Origin of the sequence: Vibrio rhodolitus (genome assembly GCF_003350325.1) — a bacterium.
GTDB lineage: Bacteria > Pseudomonadota > Gammaproteobacteria > Enterobacterales > Vibrionaceae > Vibrio > Vibrio rhodolitus.
In genome coordinates this window covers 113,188-128,326 of sequence record NZ_QLYZ01000004.1, presented here as the reverse complement: position 1 = coordinate 128,326, position 15,139 = coordinate 113,188, and the positions used below count along the sequence as shown (strand labels likewise).

At 44.9% G+C, this 15,139-nt stretch carries 17 protein-coding genes; 4 read left to right on the top strand and 13 right to left on the bottom strand.

Annotated features, from left to right (window positions below; translation table 11 throughout):
• The first annotated feature begins 552 nt into the window (after window positions 1-552).
• From DPF93_RS05855 to DPF93_RS05840, 4 genes are all read left to right on the top strand, one after another.
• On the top strand, window positions 553-1,059 hold the full coding sequence (locus DPF93_RS05855; RefSeq protein WP_244204691.1) for a sigma-70 family RNA polymerase sigma factor: 507 nt from the start codon (window positions 553-555) through the stop codon (window positions 1,057-1,059).
• Window positions 1,052-1,783, top strand: a complete 732-nt coding sequence (locus tag DPF93_RS05850; protein WP_114765281.1) for a DUF3379 domain-containing protein — start codon at window positions 1,052-1,054, stop codon at window positions 1,781-1,783. Before DPF93_RS05855 ends, DPF93_RS05850 begins: the two co-directional genes overlap by 8 nt.
• 240 nt (window positions 1,784-2,023) lie before the next feature.
• Window positions 2,024-3,322 carry an outer membrane protein transport protein gene (locus DPF93_RS05845; RefSeq protein WP_114765280.1) on the top strand — a complete coding sequence of 433 codons (1,299 nt, stop codon included), beginning with the start codon at window positions 2,024-2,026 and terminating at the stop codon, window positions 3,320-3,322.
• 387 nt (window positions 3,323-3,709) lie between these two features.
• On the top strand, window positions 3,710-4,984 hold the full coding sequence (locus tag DPF93_RS05840; RefSeq protein WP_114765279.1) for an outer membrane protein transport protein: 1,275 nt from the start codon (window positions 3,710-3,712) through the stop codon (window positions 4,982-4,984).
• Between the two features lie 106 nt (window positions 4,985-5,090).
• On the opposite strand, the gene DPF93_RS05835 is transcribed toward DPF93_RS05840, so the two are convergent.
• The 13 genes from DPF93_RS05835 to DPF93_RS05775 all read right to left on the bottom strand — a co-directional run.
• Window positions 5,091-5,855, bottom strand: coding sequence for an MlaA family lipoprotein (locus tag DPF93_RS05835; protein WP_114765278.1), 765 nt, complete (start codon window positions 5,853-5,855; stop codon window positions 5,091-5,093).
• A gap of 80 nt (window positions 5,856-5,935) precedes the next feature.
• Window positions 5,936-7,153 (bottom strand): c-type cytochrome biogenesis protein CcmI, encoded by a 1,218-nt coding sequence (gene ccmI, locus DPF93_RS05830; protein ID WP_114765277.1) that lies wholly within the window; start codon window positions 7,151-7,153, stop codon window positions 5,936-5,938.
• Complete coding sequence (locus DPF93_RS05825; RefSeq protein ID WP_114765276.1) at window positions 7,153-7,632, bottom strand: cytochrome c-type biogenesis protein; 480 nt, start codon at window positions 7,630-7,632, stop codon at window positions 7,153-7,155. The genes ccmI and DPF93_RS05825 overlap by 1 nt, the downstream gene beginning before the upstream one ends.
• Entirely contained in the window at window positions 7,632-8,183 is a 552-nt protein-coding gene (locus tag DPF93_RS05820) for a DsbE family thiol:disulfide interchange protein (protein WP_075649811.1), read from the bottom strand. Before DPF93_RS05820 ends, DPF93_RS05825 begins: the two co-directional genes overlap by 1 nt.
• Window positions 8,184-10,142, bottom strand: coding sequence for a heme lyase CcmF/NrfE family subunit (locus DPF93_RS05815; protein ID WP_114765275.1), 1,959 nt, complete (start codon window positions 10,140-10,142; stop codon window positions 8,184-8,186).
• Complete coding sequence (gene ccmE / locus DPF93_RS05810) at window positions 10,139-10,624, bottom strand: cytochrome c maturation protein CcmE (protein WP_114765274.1); 486 nt, start codon at window positions 10,622-10,624, stop codon at window positions 10,139-10,141. Before ccmE ends, DPF93_RS05815 begins: the two co-directional genes overlap by 4 nt.
• Window positions 10,621-10,827, bottom strand: coding sequence for a heme exporter protein CcmD (gene ccmD / locus DPF93_RS05805; RefSeq protein ID WP_114765273.1), 207 nt, complete (start codon window positions 10,825-10,827; stop codon window positions 10,621-10,623). Before ccmD ends, ccmE begins: the two co-directional genes overlap by 4 nt.
• 2 nt (window positions 10,828-10,829) lie before the next feature.
• Window positions 10,830-11,582 (bottom strand): heme ABC transporter permease, encoded by a 753-nt coding sequence (locus DPF93_RS05800; RefSeq protein ID WP_114765272.1) that lies wholly within the window; start codon window positions 11,580-11,582, stop codon window positions 10,830-10,832.
• Window positions 11,583-11,690: 108 nt separating this feature from the next.
• Window positions 11,691-12,347 (bottom strand): heme exporter protein CcmB, encoded by a 657-nt coding sequence (gene ccmB / locus DPF93_RS05795; protein WP_425275285.1) that lies wholly within the window; start codon window positions 12,345-12,347, stop codon window positions 11,691-11,693.
• 14 nt (window positions 12,348-12,361) lie between these two features.
• On the bottom strand, window positions 12,362-12,982 hold the full coding sequence (gene ccmA, locus DPF93_RS05790) for a cytochrome c biogenesis heme-transporting ATPase CcmA (protein ID WP_114765270.1): 621 nt from the start codon (window positions 12,980-12,982) through the stop codon (window positions 12,362-12,364).
• A gap of 217 nt (window positions 12,983-13,199) precedes the next feature.
• Complete coding sequence (locus DPF93_RS05785; RefSeq protein ID WP_114765269.1) at window positions 13,200-13,688, bottom strand: DUF2802 domain-containing protein; 489 nt, start codon at window positions 13,686-13,688, stop codon at window positions 13,200-13,202.
• Window positions 13,688-14,182, bottom strand: a complete 495-nt coding sequence (locus DPF93_RS05780; RefSeq protein WP_114765268.1) for a chemotaxis protein CheW — start codon at window positions 14,180-14,182, stop codon at window positions 13,688-13,690. The genes DPF93_RS05785 and DPF93_RS05780 overlap by 1 nt, the downstream gene beginning before the upstream one ends.
• 34 nt (window positions 14,183-14,216) lie before the next feature.
• On the bottom strand, window positions 14,217-15,139 hold a 923-nt coding region (locus DPF93_RS05775; protein ID WP_164675320.1), incomplete at its 5' end, for a chemotaxis protein CheW.

The following is a 15,139-nucleotide window of genomic DNA, read 5'->3' as shown; positions in this document are numbered from 1 at the left end:
ATATTGTAACCATTTTGTTAAATCATTCAAACGTATGTTTGAATAAACGTGATTTACGGTTAGTAATTTTCGCTAAGTGGATGAATATTAAGGTTGTGCCTAAAGAAGAATTCACTATAGTTAGATCGTGATTTGTACAAAGGTATAGATGACAGGCAAAAAAAAACCACACAAATCTGTGTGGTTGGAATGTATAAAGCAATTAACTCACGCCAATTGAAAATAATCAGTTTCCTGATTAGGAGAAAGTAAAGTCAGCCTTCAAAAGGAAGTGTCATCTTGCTCAACTTGTTAGTGCAAGCACTAACTAGATGACAAGATGTACTATAACCGCTGAGTTGTGATGGTTTTTGAATTAGATCAATTTTTCATTCGATTTCTGACCTTATTACTCAGGTAAACGTTTTCATTAACTGAAAACCCCTTTTTTATGACGGTTTTATTACATTTTTAAGCATGCTGCTCCTGATTACGAACTAAGTTTGGGAGGCTTTTGTGGCCATCTTAGATCTTTTTGGAAAGAAAAAGTCCAAACGTCCGGTCGATTCTGATATGGACAGACAAAGAAAATATGAAGCGCTAGTGAGAGCGTATCACCGCGATTTGTATCGTTACGCTTATTGGCTATGCAAAGATCCGACGATTGCTGAAGATTTAGTGCAAGAGACCTGCCTAAGGGCTTGGAAGTCTCTCGATAGCTTGCAAGATGAAAAAGCAGCAAAGTCGTGGCTAATCACTATATTACGCCGCGAGAATGCGCGACGCTTTGAACGCAAACAATTTGATTTAGTTGATATCGACGATCACGCTAATGAAGCCAAAGTCAGCGATGATTCACATCATCAAAGCGAATGGATTCACGCGCAGATAATGAGACTTGAAGTCGAGTACCGCGAACCTCTGTTCTTACAAGTGGTTGGTGGATTCAGCGGCGACGAGATCGGCGAGATACTAGAACTGAACAAGAACACCGTGATGACACGGCTATTTAGAGCACGGAACCAACTCAAAGAGATGTTGGAGTCCGAAGATCAACATAAAGGAGCGCACAATGGATGAGTTAGAATTCCGTCGTCGTATTATGTCCGACCCGAAACAAAGGGGCAGTGACATTGTCGATGCGATGCGTACCAACGAAAACAACAACAAGTTTGCTGAAGATATACTCGACCTTGATAGCCGCATTGCTAAAGCAATGAATGTCGATGTGCCTGAAGATCTCGCCGACCGTATTCTGTTTAATCAAAGCTCTCGACACCAAACCAATGTGGTGAGACCAAACTTTGTTAAGCGCAGCATGGCAATGGCAGCTTCAGTCGCATTTGTCGTCGGTATCTTAGTGGGGCAAATCAACTGGGGAAATATTGTCGTCGCCCCTGCGCAAGCAAGTTTGGCTGACACGGCAATTGAACATGTAATGGCAGAAAAACCGTTTATTGCCCATCTCGATGAAGCCGTCAATACCGAGCAAGTAAACGCAAAAATGGCACCATTTGCCCATCAACTTAGCGCAAAGTTCCCTTACCATGTTTTCTACCTTAACCATTGTGGCTTTGGTGATGCTAATGCACTGCATATGGTTTTTGAAGGGGAAAAAGGCAAAGTGACTCTGTTTATGACCAATATCCCCTCTCAACATGTCGAGGATTTCCAGAAACAAGGCATGGACGGCGTGGTTGAACCCGTTGGCAATGCGAGTTTAGTTATAGTTGGCGAGAAAGGCGAAAATGTCGCGAACATCGCCAATTCTATAAAACAACTTATCCAACCAGTTGCTATCTAACTGAATGAGCTCTAGTAATCCACTAGGGCTCATTTTTTAGCACAAATTTAGAGTATAGACTCTAAAAAGACGCATTTTGCAGCATTTTCCTGACTGATAGCCATCATTTCCGCAATTTTATCATCAAATTAGACAATGGTCGGATTTCTATATTCTATACTTCGGAATAGTATCAGCCACAACTGAGCAAAAGCTCAAAAAACAGCGCCCATAAGAGGCGACTAAAAAGGAAAAAGCACAATGAATAAAACGCGTCTGTTTAAAAAAACACTGTTAGCAGTGACCGTTTCAACAGTAACACTTGCATCGCAACAAGCTCTCGCCGCTGGTTTCCAGCTTAACGCACAATCAGCAACCGGTATCGGTCGTGCATTCGCCGGTGACGCAGTTATCGCAGATAACGCATCAGTAATGGCACGTAACCCAGCAGCTATGGCTCTATTTGACAAAATGGAGCTATCGCTAGGTTTTGAAAGCATCACTTCAATGATTGAAGTAAAAGATGCAACTTACACCAATGCACTAGCGCCAGCCTTTGGCGGCGGTACTGCTGTAAAAGATGTTCCAGACACTGATGATGTAGGCTCTACCTCTATTGCGCCAAATATCCACCTTATCGTGCCTGTAAACGATAAGTTTGCATGGGGTGTAAACGCTTACTCTAACTTTGGTACTAAAACTGAATTCTCTGACGACTACATCGCAGCCGAATACGGCGGATTGACCGATGTTAAAAGCTTTAACTTTGGCTTAGCTGGTTCATACCGCCTAAATGAACAATGGAGCTTTGGTGCAGGTCTAGATCTGATCTATGGTCAAGGCACAATGAAGCGCGTTACAAGTTCAAGTTTTGGTACTGGCGGTACTATTGGTCCTGTAACTGCTCCTCCCGCAGGAACTTCACTTGTGGACGTAGATAAAGCTGATGGCTTTGCTGTCGGTTTCAATGTAGGTACCGTTTTTGAGCTAGATGAAAATAACCGCTTTGGTTTGTCTTACCGTTACAGCCCAGAGTTTGAGGCAGAAGACGATAAAGGTCAGAAGATCACTCTACCCCTACCAGATATGGCTGAATTCTCGGGCTACCACAAAATTGAAGACACCAAGTTCGCGGTACACTACTCTATCCAATATATCGGTTGGAGTGCCTTCGATAAGATCAAATTTGAAAACCTTCAAGGCTCTCCTCTTGGGTCAAGCTATGATAAACCATACGAGTGGCAAGATGGTTGGCACTATGCGATTGGTGGTACTTACTACCTAAATAATGACTGGACACTACGTGCTGGTTATATGTATGACACTAGCGCACAAGATAGTTTAACTTCTATCTCTGTTCCAGATTCAGATCGCCAATGGTTCTCTACTGGCTTTACCTACCACATTAACTCTGCTTCTAACATCGACTTTGGTTTCACCTACCTAATGGGTGACGATGTTAAAGTAGATGAACAACTTCTTGGTGGCTTAACTTCTGTGTCAGCAACCACTAAAGCTAACGCAATCTTAGTTGGTCTGCAGTACAGCCGCAGCTTCTAATCGCTAACGCTAGAAAACTTCTAAGGGCTGGTTTACCAGCCCTTTTTGTGGTCTTGTCCTAAATTCCGTATTCCATCTTCCATAGCGAAGCGTTCCCACTTCCAAACTCTCACTTTCTCAACTCGCCATCGCTTTATAAACTTTCAGCGTACACCTAAATGCTCACTTTGAGTGTACAGTTGTAAAAATTTCTCGAAAATTAGCGAAACAGTCGTTAGCTGAAACATGAAGTGGTCATACCACTTTTCTGGTTTTTTATTCTATTAATAAGCCATTAACTAGAATAAAGATTCAAAAACAGCAAAAGCAGTGTTTTTTATTTTTAAAGCTTTTACTCTAAATTTAACATTCACGCTCTCACAAAAAACATATTCAGCGAACATTACAATGAAAACAAACAAGTCTCTCCTATCACTTGCAGTGGCATGTGGTTTAATGTCAGCTTCAGCAACAGTTAACGCAGCTGGTTTCCAGCTAGCAGAATACTCAGCAACAGGTCTTGGTCGTGCATACGCAGGCGAAGCAGCAATGGCTGACAATGCAAGCTCACAATGGCGTAACCCAGCGCTACTTACTCACCTAGAAGGGACTCAAGTTTCTGTTGGCGCTATCTATGTTGATCCAAACATTGATATTGAGGGCACTAGTAACAACGGTGCTAAACCAGCGACTTCTTCAGATTTCGCTCATGATGCGGTTATTCCTAACTTCTATATCTCGCATAAATACAACGATAAGTTTGCCCTAGGTTTTGCTCTTGGTACTAACTACGGTATGGAAACAGACCTAGGCAAAGAGTTTGCCGGTGCTAACCATGGTAATGAAGCAAGCATTATCTCTATGGAAGCTAATCTGAATGCAGCATACCAAGTAACTGATGCGCTTAGCATTGGTGGTGGTCTACGCTATGTGCAAGCAGAAGGCAGCTTTGGCGCTACCGCGACAGGTACCCTACCAACAGGTACAACGCTAAAATACATGGAAGGTGACGATACCGCATTTGGGTGGCAAGTAGGTACAGTGTGGCAAGTTAATGAAGCAAACCGCATCGGTTTTACTTATAAATCAGAAGTTGACCTAAAACTAGAAGGTCATGCTAAAGGTGCTGGTTTTGATCTTATTGCATTGAGCCCTACTCCACAAAAGTATGCGGGTTCAATGCAATTAGCACTACCAGCAACTGCAGAGCTAGCGACATACCATCAATTGACAGAGAAAGTAACAATTCATACCAGCTTTAACTGGACCGATTGGAGCAGCTTTGAAAAGCTAGTCGCTGATATTCCTGAGTTCGCAGATGAGCGCACACAGCTAATCAAAGAAGAAAACTGGAAAGATAACTACCGCTTTGCTGTTGGCTCAACTTACCAATACAACAGCAAACTGCAACTGCGCACAGGTATTGCTTACGATACATCAGCAGTGGATGAAGAGCACCGTACCGCAACAATTCCTGAGACAGATCGTCTATGGCTAAGCATCGGTGCTGGCTACCAATGGTCAGAGCAACTATCACTAGATGCAGGTTTTACTTACATTATGGCGAAAGATGCTAAGATGCATGAGAGCGATCCAAAAGCAGACGCATTTGGCGGTAATTTCGAAGGCGAAGTATCTGGTAGCATCTGGCTAGTTGGTGTACAAGCAAACTACAAGTTCTAACTTAACACTTAAGCGTTAGACTTTGGTCTAACGTTTATCGAACATATAGCAAAAAGGCTTGGTTACCCAAGCCTTTTTTGTACCTAATCGCTAAGAAAAACCTTAATTAAAACTCATCAAGATACTCATCAAGATACGCTTCTTCGTCGTGGTCAATCTCTTGCTGCTTAGACTCAATTTCTGCTTTAAAGTCTTGATGCTGAATATAAACATCACGAGTCAAGGCATAAGGATCCGGTGAGTTTTCTAGCATCGCTTCTTGTGTTACTAAGGAAGCACGAGTCTCCATCCCTTCTAGTGCCCATTTGCCAAGCCCAGCCCAGAAGTTCAGCAATGATAAGGGTACATACATGCTGTCGGCAAAATCAGCCGTTTCACGCACTGTCCAAGGACCATAACCCGGCACCATCACATAAGGACCATTACCAACACCGTAATGACCAATCGCGTCACCTAACGCCTTCTCGTTGTGATCAGTAATACCCGCATCGGATGCGATATCAATAAAGCCCAACAAACCAAAAGTGGTGTTTATCCAAAAACGATTAAAATGGTCTAACGCTTTACCACCATTACCCATCAGCAAATTGTTAACCATACTTGATGGTTCATCCAAGTTACTTAAGAAGTTCGCAATACCCACGCGCACTGGTCGTGGTGTGTAGCCAACATACGCCAGTGAAACAGGACGTACGACATAAGGGTCAAGATAGTCGTAGTTGATGTCCCACATAACGCGGTTAAAACCCTCAAACGGGTCATCGACGTTTGAAATGCTCGTCTCAGATTGACCATCAGGTGCGCTTGAGCACCCTGCTAATAGCAGTACTGATAGTAGTGATGTCCATACCTTAGGCTTAAGGCTCTTCATTATTATTATTCCATGAAAAAGGCCGGTGAATGTCCGGCCTTAGTTTACTGAGTTTTAATGCGTATTAATACTATTGCGTATCAATACTGTTGATTGACAACAACCTCGACCGCTTCTCCCATTTTAGCGGCAGAACTCTCTCCGTACCAGTCGCCCTCTTTGGTTGCCACGTTGCCATCATTATCGATGCGAGCACGAACAACATAGCCTTCAAGTTGAGAAAGCTTCTGACCTTGCATCATACTATTGCCATCATCAAGCACCACAGTACGTGGGAATGTCCCAAGCGGGTATCGAGCGGCAGCTACTGGCACTGGCGAACCATCGGCATTGTGTACAGAGACGATCAACGCAGCTTGCGGGTTAGCGACAACTTCAGGCGCTAGATTGATAGTAACGGAAACCGACTTACCGTTCGCACCCTCTACACCCAGTTGTTTCTGCGCATTTTCTATACTGCGACCCAGCATTTCATAACGTTCGTCTTGTGGACCAATCATCTGTTGCATGATGCTCCAGTAACGAATAGCAGCAGCAAAGTCTTTACGCTCGTAGGCATCAAACGCCAATAGCGAGAATACGCGTACATCCATAAAGTTGCGCTGCACTAGTTTGCCCAGCGTAGAGCGTGCCGTGTCTTGGTCAACTTCATCTTGCGATAGCATTAACGCCTGAGCATAGCCCAGCATAATGTCTGGATCTTCTGATTTGAGACGATACGCTTTGTTCATTGCGCCAATGGCGGTGTCGATATCACGGTTAGCCAGTGCAATACGACCAAGCAATAGCCAACCTGTGGCATCGTTTGGCTCGTAATGAAGACGTGTACGCAGCGCCAACGTCAGATCCTGCATTTCGTCATCGCTCAATGCCGCCCCTTCTGGCGACATAAGCTTCTTCGACAGTGCTGGCAAGTTAGAAGTCACTTGTTGCCATTGCTGAACATCATCTGCCGCGCCAAATTTCGCGTATAGACCATAGCTGAGCGCGATAGTCATTAACACAGACGGCACAATGACTGCCCAAGGGTTAAGCTGTGAACTTGTCTGCTGCTGATTGTCTGTTGGGATATCATCCAATAGCGATTGTTTTAAATCATCAATCAACTCTTGCTGGTTAACCACTAGACCTTCTTCATCTTCTTCTTTAAGCTCAGATAGACGGTCTTTGTACAGCGCTTTGTTTAGCTCATCACGCAGTGCCGCATCATTGTTCTCTTTCTTCTTAATAAAAGGCAGAGCAATAAACAGTGCACTGAAAGCGATAAGAACGATTGAAGCAATCCAAAATAGAGTCATTACTGCTTATCTCCGTCGCTCTTTTCTTCATCGAGCAGCGCTTTTAGACGCTGTTCTTTGTCTTGATCCCATTTTTCATCGCTCGCCACTTTCTTGTTTTTGCGGCTACGCACCACAATCACGCTAAAGCCAAGTAATACCACAGCCAGTGGACCTAACCAGAGGATAGAGGTGGCTAGAGTGAATGGCGGATTGTAAGTCACGAAATTACCGTAGCGAGCAATCATGTAATCAACGATTTCGTCTTTTGATTTGCCATCTTTAGTCATTTCATACACTTTATGGCGCAGATCTTGTGCCAATTCAGCGTTTGAGTCGGCAATGGTGTTGTTCTGGCATTTTGGGCAGCGCAAGGTATTACCAAGTTCTTTAAATTGCTGCTCTTGCTGCAAAGTTTCAAACTCATACACCTCGATAGTGGCATGCGCCGCCAACGAAAATGTCATTGCTGCGAATAATGCAATAATCCACTTTTTCATTATTTCGCCTCCGCTACCATTTCGCGATACATAGGCTCGAGCTTCTCTTTCCAGTTACGTGGGTTTACATCCCCCACATGGCGATAACGGATGATGCCGTTAGCGTCGATTAAGAAAGTTTCAGGTGCGCCGTACACGCCCAAATCAAGACCCAACATACCATTACCATCGAATAGGCTGATCAGGTATGGGTTGCCTAGATCATTTAGCCAGCCAACCGCTTTATCACGCTGATCTTTGTAGTTAAGACCAATGATTTTTACGCCTTCGTTCGCCAGTTCATTTAAGTACTGATGCTCTGCATAACAGGTTGGACACCACGTAGCCCAAACGTTAAGCAGCAGCGGCTCACCTTTGAAGATAGCTTGATCGTACAGTTTGCCTGGTTCAGCCAAATCTTCTAGACGAAATTCTGGTACATGCTTACCAACGAGCACTGACTCAAGCTTGGTTGGGTCGTCACCTTCTGAGTTACGTACCAGCTGAGTCATAAATACTGCCACTAGACCGAGAAATATCACTAGTGGAATAAACAAAAGTTTCTTGTTCATTTATGCCTCCTGCTTCTTAGCTTTCTTTCTAAAGCGGTAACGTTTGTCGCTGATCGCGAGCGCTCCACCTAGAGACATGATAATTGAGCCAGCCCAAATCCAGTTTACAAATGGTTTGTAGTAAATACGTACCGCCCAAGATTTGTTGTCATCGAGACGGTCACCCATCGCCACGTATAGATCACGCGTAAAGCTGCGATCAATCGCCGCTTCAGTCATCATCGAACGTGCGGTGCGGTAGAAACGTTTTTCTGCATGCAGAGTATTGATGTATTTACCATCTAGCGTGATTTCAAAATCGGCAATGTAACCATCATAGTTAGGACCATCTTTATCGCGCACACCTGAGAAGTAGAAGTTGTACTCTTCAAGTTGGAAGTTATCGCCTGGTGCTAGACGTACGTCACGCTCAATGCTATGCGTTTGCACCATCGCGATACCAATGATAGAAACAGCAAGACCAATGTGACCAAGCATCATCGCCCAGTGGCTACGTGGCAGTTTAAAGATACCGCTAAAGAAGCTGTGGCGGTGCGTCGCACGCTCATGCAGTTCATAGCCGTGCATAACCACAATCCACATCGCCATTAACCAACCTAGGTAGGTCATAAAGACGAAGTAATCTGAGAATATCCAGTTAAGTAGGCCTGCTAGAACGATTGAGATAACGCCCGACACTAGCATTGGTTTAGCTAGATCAGATAGGTTGTCACGTTTCCAACGGATCAGTGGACCAATACCCAATACAAATGAGAATGGGATCATCAGCCACGCAAATAGCATGTCGAAGAATGGTGCACCGATAGACACCGAGCCTAGACCAATTTGTTTGTGCACAAGTGGCAATAGTGTACCAACAAGCACCACAACCAATGCCGCCATTAGCAGGATGTTGTTCGCCAATAGTGCGTTTTCACGTGATACCAATTCGAAGTTACCGCGTGCACGTACGGTTGCGCCTTTGACAGCAAATAGTAGTAGTGAACCACCGATAACAAATACGAGGAAGCCTAGGATAAACATACCGCGCGATGGATCTGAAGCAAACGCGTGTACGGAAACTAGAATGCCTGAACGAACAAGGAATGTACCCAGCAAGCTTAATGAAAACGCTGAAATCGCCAGTAATACTGTCCACGCTTTAAAGGTACCGCGTTTTTCGGTAACCGCGAGTGAGTGCATTAATGCAGTACCCGCTAGCCAAGGCATAAATGATGCGTTTTCAACTGGATCCCAGAACCACCAGCCGCCCCAGCCAAGCTCATAGTAAGCCCACCAAGAACCTAGAGCGATACCAAGAGTTAGGAATAACCATGCAGCCGTTGTCCAAGGACGAGACCAACGAGCCCAAGCCGTATCTAGACGACCGGTCATTAATGATGCAATAGCAAATGAGAAGGCAACCGAGAAACCAACGTAGCCCATGTACAGCATCGGCGGGTGAATGATCAAACCCGGATCTTGCAGTAGTGGGTTCAAGTCACGGCCATCTACTGGGAAGAACGGCAGAGTACGTAGGAATGGGTTAGATGTCAGGATGATAAACAGTAGGAAACCTACGCTGATCATACCCATCACCGCTAACACGCGCGCTACCGACTCTTGCGGCATACCACGGCTAAACGAGGCAACCGCCACAGTCCACGCAGCTTGGATTAAAACCCAAAGAAGCAGTGAGCCTTCATGCGCCCCCCAAACCGCGGTTAAGCGGTAATACCAAGGCAACTGCGTATTCGAGTTGCTGGCTACATAGTTAAGGGTAAAGTCGTTGCTATAAAACGCCCACAATAGAATTGCAAACGAGAGTGCAAGCAGTAGGAACATCGCCCAAGAAAGAGGACGAGCGGTATTCATCAATACCGTATTGTTTTTGGAAGCACCTACCAAGGGCAGGATACTCAGCAGCACTGCCATCGCGAGCGAGATGATCAGTGCAAAATGACCGATTTCTGCAATCATTGACTGCTTCCTTGTTTCTGTTGTTCAGTGTATTCAAGTGGCGTGTGCGATTTTTCCATTGCTTCAGCAATTTCAGGTGGCATGTATTCTTCATCATGCTTCGCCAACACTTCAAACGCTTCTACTGTTGTCGCATCAACCAAAACGCCTTGTGCCACAATACCCTGACCTTCACGGAAAAGGTCTGGCAAGATACCGTCATACACAACCGTTACGTTTGGACCCACATCGTGCAGTTGGAACGAAACACGAAGTGATTCAGAGTCACGTTTTACTGAGCCAACTGTCACCATACCGCCAATACGCAGACGTTGACCAACTTCTGGTTTAGTACCATCAGGTTTACCTTGCACTAACTCGGTTGGAGTGTAGAACAAGTCCATATTCTGCCCTAATGCATAAATCATTAAGCCGATGGTGGAACCAATACCAAGGAAAATGGCTAGAACAATTGCGAGCCTCTTTTTACGTCTTGGGTTCATAGAGTGTTCTCCATATTCTTAGCTGCATCAATACGTGCTTGACGAGCCACTTTATTCTGAACTTCGTTCAGTAGCGCTTTATGACGACGCACACTACTTAAAAGCAAAGCAATCATCACGAAAAAAGTAATGCCGAACGCGCTCCAGACATAGCCTGCGTAGCCGCCCATGGCGAAAAAATCACTCAAAGATTCAAAATGCATACTTAGTTACCTCTCTGAGTAAGACGAGAAGACATATCAACCACCCAAGGGCGGTGGCTTTCTTTACTGATGATTTCGTTACGTAAACGCACTAACGTCACCGCGCCAAAGAAAAACGCAAAACCGAAAATATTCAGCAGCAGCGGCCAAAGCATGTCGTTCGAAATAGATGGTTTGGCGAACTTAGTAATGGTTGCGCCTTGGTGTAGCGTGTTCCACCACTCAACAGAGAAGTGAATGATTGGCAAGTTAACCACACCAACAATAGCTAAAATACCCGCTGCTTTTGATGCGGTTTTTTGATCATCAAAAGCGTGGTAAAGCGCGATAACACCAAGGTAAAGGAACAGAAGGATCAACTCTGAAGTCAGACGCGCATCCCAAACCCACCAAGCACCCCACATTGGTTTACCCCAAATTGCACCAGTTAGCAGCGCAATAAAGGTAAATACCGCACCGATTGGTGCCATCGCTAAGGCTGCCATATCCGAAATGCGGATCTGCCAAACCAGACCGATAAACGCGGCAATCGCCATCGACATATACACGCCCATAGACCAAATGGCTGAAGGTACATGGATATAAATGATTCGGAAGCTATCGCCTTGTTGGTAGTCGGAAGGCGCGAAAGCAAGCCCCCACACAGTACCAATTGAAAGGCAGGCAAAGGCTAGAATAGAAAACCATGGTAACAACTTACCGCACAGGCGATAGGCAGACTCAGGCTTTGCGTATGGATGGAGCCATTTCCACATTGTCGGTCTCACTCTTTACTTCATCGTAATACCAAAAGGTAAACCCCTTGGAAATTTTTAGTGTTGTAATTTATATTCTGGGAAAATTTCGTGCTTGATCAAAAACAACTAATTAACACTTACTCGTAATGCTGCGCTAATTGCAAAAGGCGTCAGGGTCATTGCTCCCATAAACATTGCCCCTAAAATTGCCAGTTGTCCGTTATACGCCATACCTAGGGATGCCGCATCAATTGCTGAGGTCGCAAATATCAGAATTGGAATGTAGAGCGGCAAGATCAACAAGCTCAATAACACCCCACCCTTTTGCAATCCAACCGTCAGTGCCACACCTATCGCGCCAATAAAGCTAAGTGTTGGCGTACCAACTAGCAGCGTAAGTACCACCGCCAACCAAGTATTAAAATCAAGCGATAGTAGAATAGCCAATAGCGGACTAATAACGATAAGCGGCAATCCCGTCAGCAGCCAATGGGCAATCACCTTTGACATCACCACAAGGGGTAAAGGAATTGGCATTAGCATCATTTGTTCGAGAGCACCATCTTGGTAGTCATCACGGAACAATCGTTCCAGCGAAAGCAATGCTGAAAGCAATGCAGCAACCCAAACAATCCCCGCCGCAATTCGTGCCAATAGATTTGGCTCAGGTCCAATACTTAACGGAAATAGCGTGATAACAATGATAAAAAACCACAACGGATTGAAGATATCCGCTTGGCGTCGGTAGGCAATAAGTAGCTCGCGACGGATGATGTTATTCATTATAGCCAGCACGATTAACCACCTAACTTAATTTTGCGAAGTTTTGCATTGTCAGCGAACATATCTTGGTGGGTGGTTAAAACCACGATCCCACCCTGCTCTGCATGACTTAAAAATAGCGCTTCTAGCACTTTAACGCCCTGCTTGTCGATTGCCGTTAAAGGCTCGTCAAGGATCCACAGCTTATGCTTACTTAACCATAAACGCGCCAATGCGACGCGACGCTGCTGGCCTGCGGATAGCTGAGCAACCGGAACATCTTCACGCCCCGCTAACCCCACTTTCGTTAGCGCTTGATAAATAGTTTCTTTATCAACCGCTTGGTTGCTATGGATCGAAATATAGAAACGCAGGTTCTCGTAAGCGGTAAGTTCACGCTTAACGCCAGTTTGATGGCCAAGGAACAAAAGGTCTTGATGATAAGCATCTCGATTAGCTTCAATATTCTCATTATTCCAGAATATTTCACCGTCATCCCGATCGCCTAATCCTGCAACAATGCGTAATAAGGTGGTCTTTCCTGTGCCGTTACGACCTTCGATCTGTACAAGTTCACCACTGCCGATTGAAAAAGACAGGGACTCGAACAAAATTCTTTCGTCACGAATAGCAGTTAATTGTTTTACTTCTAGCATTGGCAGTCACGATAAAAACTCAGGCGCTTATATTAACACAGGCGTTTTTGTACAACATAGTGAATGAGCTTTACGAGTCACGAAACTACGTAAGAAGTTGTTAATAATTAATCACATTATGCATTAACTCACACCTTCCATTTACACTTGTTTATATTTGGTCATTTTCAAGGTGCGAGACAATAAAAAAGGATGCATATCGCATCCTTTTAAAGTTTTATTTCTGCATGTTACGCCGATGCTTGATTGCTTGCTCGGGCATACCTTCTAGAGGTGGAATTTTTTCTCGACCTGCTAACTTATTCTGTAATGACATCATTAGCTCAGCTTCCGCTTTTGGTAACTCGCATTCCTCAATCAACTCATTGAGATCAGCACCTAGCTGAACCATCTTAGTTGCTCGAGAGTAAAGGCGTCCATCACCATCAGCCTGCTCTAGATCTTTAATGCGCTCAAAAAGATGTTGAATAATATCTTCTTGTTCACTTACCTTTTGACCAAGACCGACCACCACCGAGCGCACTTCGAGAAGTTGTTTGTTGGCTTTTTGCAGTTCTCGATCTAAATGACGATGCTGCTGGCGAGCTTGCTCAGCAGCTTGTCGCTGGCTTCTTTTAACCCCAAACAGGCTAAAAATAAATACCAGTAATACAAACGCAATCGCTCCCGCTAATACGGGAGCATTAAACATCCAGCCTGTTTCCATTATAGGTGAGCCATCTCATCCCATTCTTCATCAGACAGAAGCTTGTTTAGATCAACCAAGATAAGTAGCTTGCCATCGCGGTTGCTAACACCTTGGATAAATTTCGCACTTTCATCAGTACCCACGCTTGGTGTGGTGTCGATTTCTGATGAACGTAGGTAAACCACTTCAGCAACGCTATCAACAAGAATACCAATCACTTGATGCTCAGATTCAATCACGATGATACGCGTGTTATCGGTGATTTCGCCTTCCATTAAGCCAAAACGTGAACGTGTATCAATCACAGTTACCACGTTACCACGAAGGTTGATGATACCAAGAACATAGTCTGGAGCACCCGGAACTGGTGCAATTTCCGTATAGCGAAGTACTTCACGTACTTGCATTACGTTAATGCCGTAAGTTTCTTCTTCAAGTTGGAACGTCACCCACTGAAGCACTTCGTCATTTGACTGGTCTTTTCTCACTTCTACTTCGCTCATTTGAGACATACCTTATCCTCTCTAAGCCTTTAAGGGCACATTTCTATTTGTCTAATGCTTTTACATCAAGTCCAGCATTTAGCATAGCGATCAATGCTTCAACATGGATCAAAGCGCACATTTTTTCTTTTACCATACCGGCAAGCCATGGTCTTTTGCCTGCCATCTCGCGCCAACGCACTTTTTCTGTGTTAAGCAGCTCAGTACCCATAAGTTGAGTCGCAGCGAGCCCCCACATACTTGCGCCAAGCATGACGATGTATTGGTATTCATCTTTGTAACTGTCGTTGGCTAATTTTTCAGCCATCACCCATTTTGCGGTATCCACCACATCTAATTGAGCTTCGCGACTAGACTGCAAACCTAGGTACCACTCAGGGCGACCAATCAGATGGTTTAAATCACCTAAGCGATGTATACCACCTAATTCATCTAGCGGCACCGCAAAGGTCACGCCATTAACATCAAAGTACAGAACCTGAAAGTCTTGCTCACGCTGGGTACTGGTCCAGTTCGCCGCAATGTCTCCGCCCGCTTGGGTTTCAAGCTCAACCTCTGGCTCTAGCTCGATAACCTCTTCGGTCACATCGGCAGGCATAGCCACGCTGGTTTCTATCGTCGTTGTAATTGGCTCTTCAACCACAGGTTCGATATATGGCTCAGGTTCCCACTCTTGTATTTCTTCTTCGACCACTTGCGTTTGAGTTGCTTGCGCGATATCGAGCGTGTTCTGCTCCATCACACTCGCAAGTTGCAAGTCATCAACTGGATTAGAGGATTCAAGCTGCTTTAAAAGACGCTCAACATCTTCCAGATTCGGGAGCTCAATTTCAGCGGTGGTAGTATGATAGAAACTCTTGCTCTCATCCAATTGAACCATCGGCTCTAGCTGATAATTTTCTGCCGCTCTTGGCTCTGGCTCTGGCTCTGGCTCTGGCTCTGGCTCTGGCTCTGGCTCTGGCTCTG

Excerpts from the sequence above, each read along its gene's own strand:
- DPF93_RS05855 (WP_244204691.1), top strand. The coding sequence starts at position 553 with ATGGACAGACAAAGAAAATATGAAGCGCTAGTGAGAGCGTATCACCGC.
- DPF93_RS05850 (WP_114765281.1), top strand. The coding sequence starts at position 1,052 with ATGGATGAGTTAGAATTCCGTCGTCGTATTATGTCCGACCCGAAACAA.
- DPF93_RS05845 (WP_114765280.1), top strand. The coding sequence starts at position 2,024 with ATGAATAAAACGCGTCTGTTTAAAAAAACACTGTTAGCAGTGACCGTT.
- DPF93_RS05840 (WP_114765279.1), top strand. The coding sequence starts at position 3,710 with ATGAAAACAAACAAGTCTCTCCTATCACTTGCAGTGGCATGTGGTTTA.
- DPF93_RS05835 (WP_114765278.1), bottom strand. The coding sequence starts at position 5,855 with ATGAAGAGCCTTAAGCCTAAGGTATGGACATCACTACTATCAGTACTG.
- ccmI (WP_114765277.1), bottom strand. The coding sequence starts at position 7,153 with ATGACTCTATTTTGGATTGCTTCAATCGTTCTTATCGCTTTCAGTGCA.
- DPF93_RS05825 (WP_114765276.1), bottom strand. The coding sequence starts at position 7,632 with ATGAAAAAGTGGATTATTGCATTATTCGCAGCAATGACATTTTCGTTG.
- DPF93_RS05820 (WP_075649811.1), bottom strand. The coding sequence starts at position 8,183 with ATGAACAAGAAACTTTTGTTTATTCCACTAGTGATATTTCTCGGTCTA.
- DPF93_RS05815 (WP_114765275.1), bottom strand. The coding sequence starts at position 10,142 with ATGATTGCAGAAATCGGTCATTTTGCACTGATCATCTCGCTCGCGATG.
- ccmE (WP_114765274.1), bottom strand. The coding sequence starts at position 10,624 with ATGAACCCAAGACGTAAAAAGAGGCTCGCAATTGTTCTAGCCATTTTC.
- ccmD (WP_114765273.1), bottom strand. The coding sequence starts at position 10,827 with ATGCATTTTGAATCTTTGAGTGATTTTTTCGCCATGGGCGGCTACGCA.
- DPF93_RS05800 (WP_114765272.1), bottom strand. The coding sequence starts at position 11,582 with ATGTGGAAATGGCTCCATCCATACGCAAAGCCTGAGTCTGCCTATCGC.
- ccmB (WP_425275285.1), bottom strand. The coding sequence starts at position 12,347 with ATGAATAACATCATCCGTCGCGAGCTACTTATTGCCTACCGACGCCAA.
- ccmA (WP_114765270.1), bottom strand. The coding sequence starts at position 12,982 with ATGCTAGAAGTAAAACAATTAACTGCTATTCGTGACGAAAGAATTTTG.
- DPF93_RS05785 (WP_114765269.1), bottom strand. The coding sequence starts at position 13,688 with ATGGAAACAGGCTGGATGTTTAATGCTCCCGTATTAGCGGGAGCGATT.
- DPF93_RS05780 (WP_114765268.1), bottom strand. The coding sequence starts at position 14,182 with ATGTCTCAAATGAGCGAAGTAGAAGTGAGAAAAGACCAGTCAAATGAC.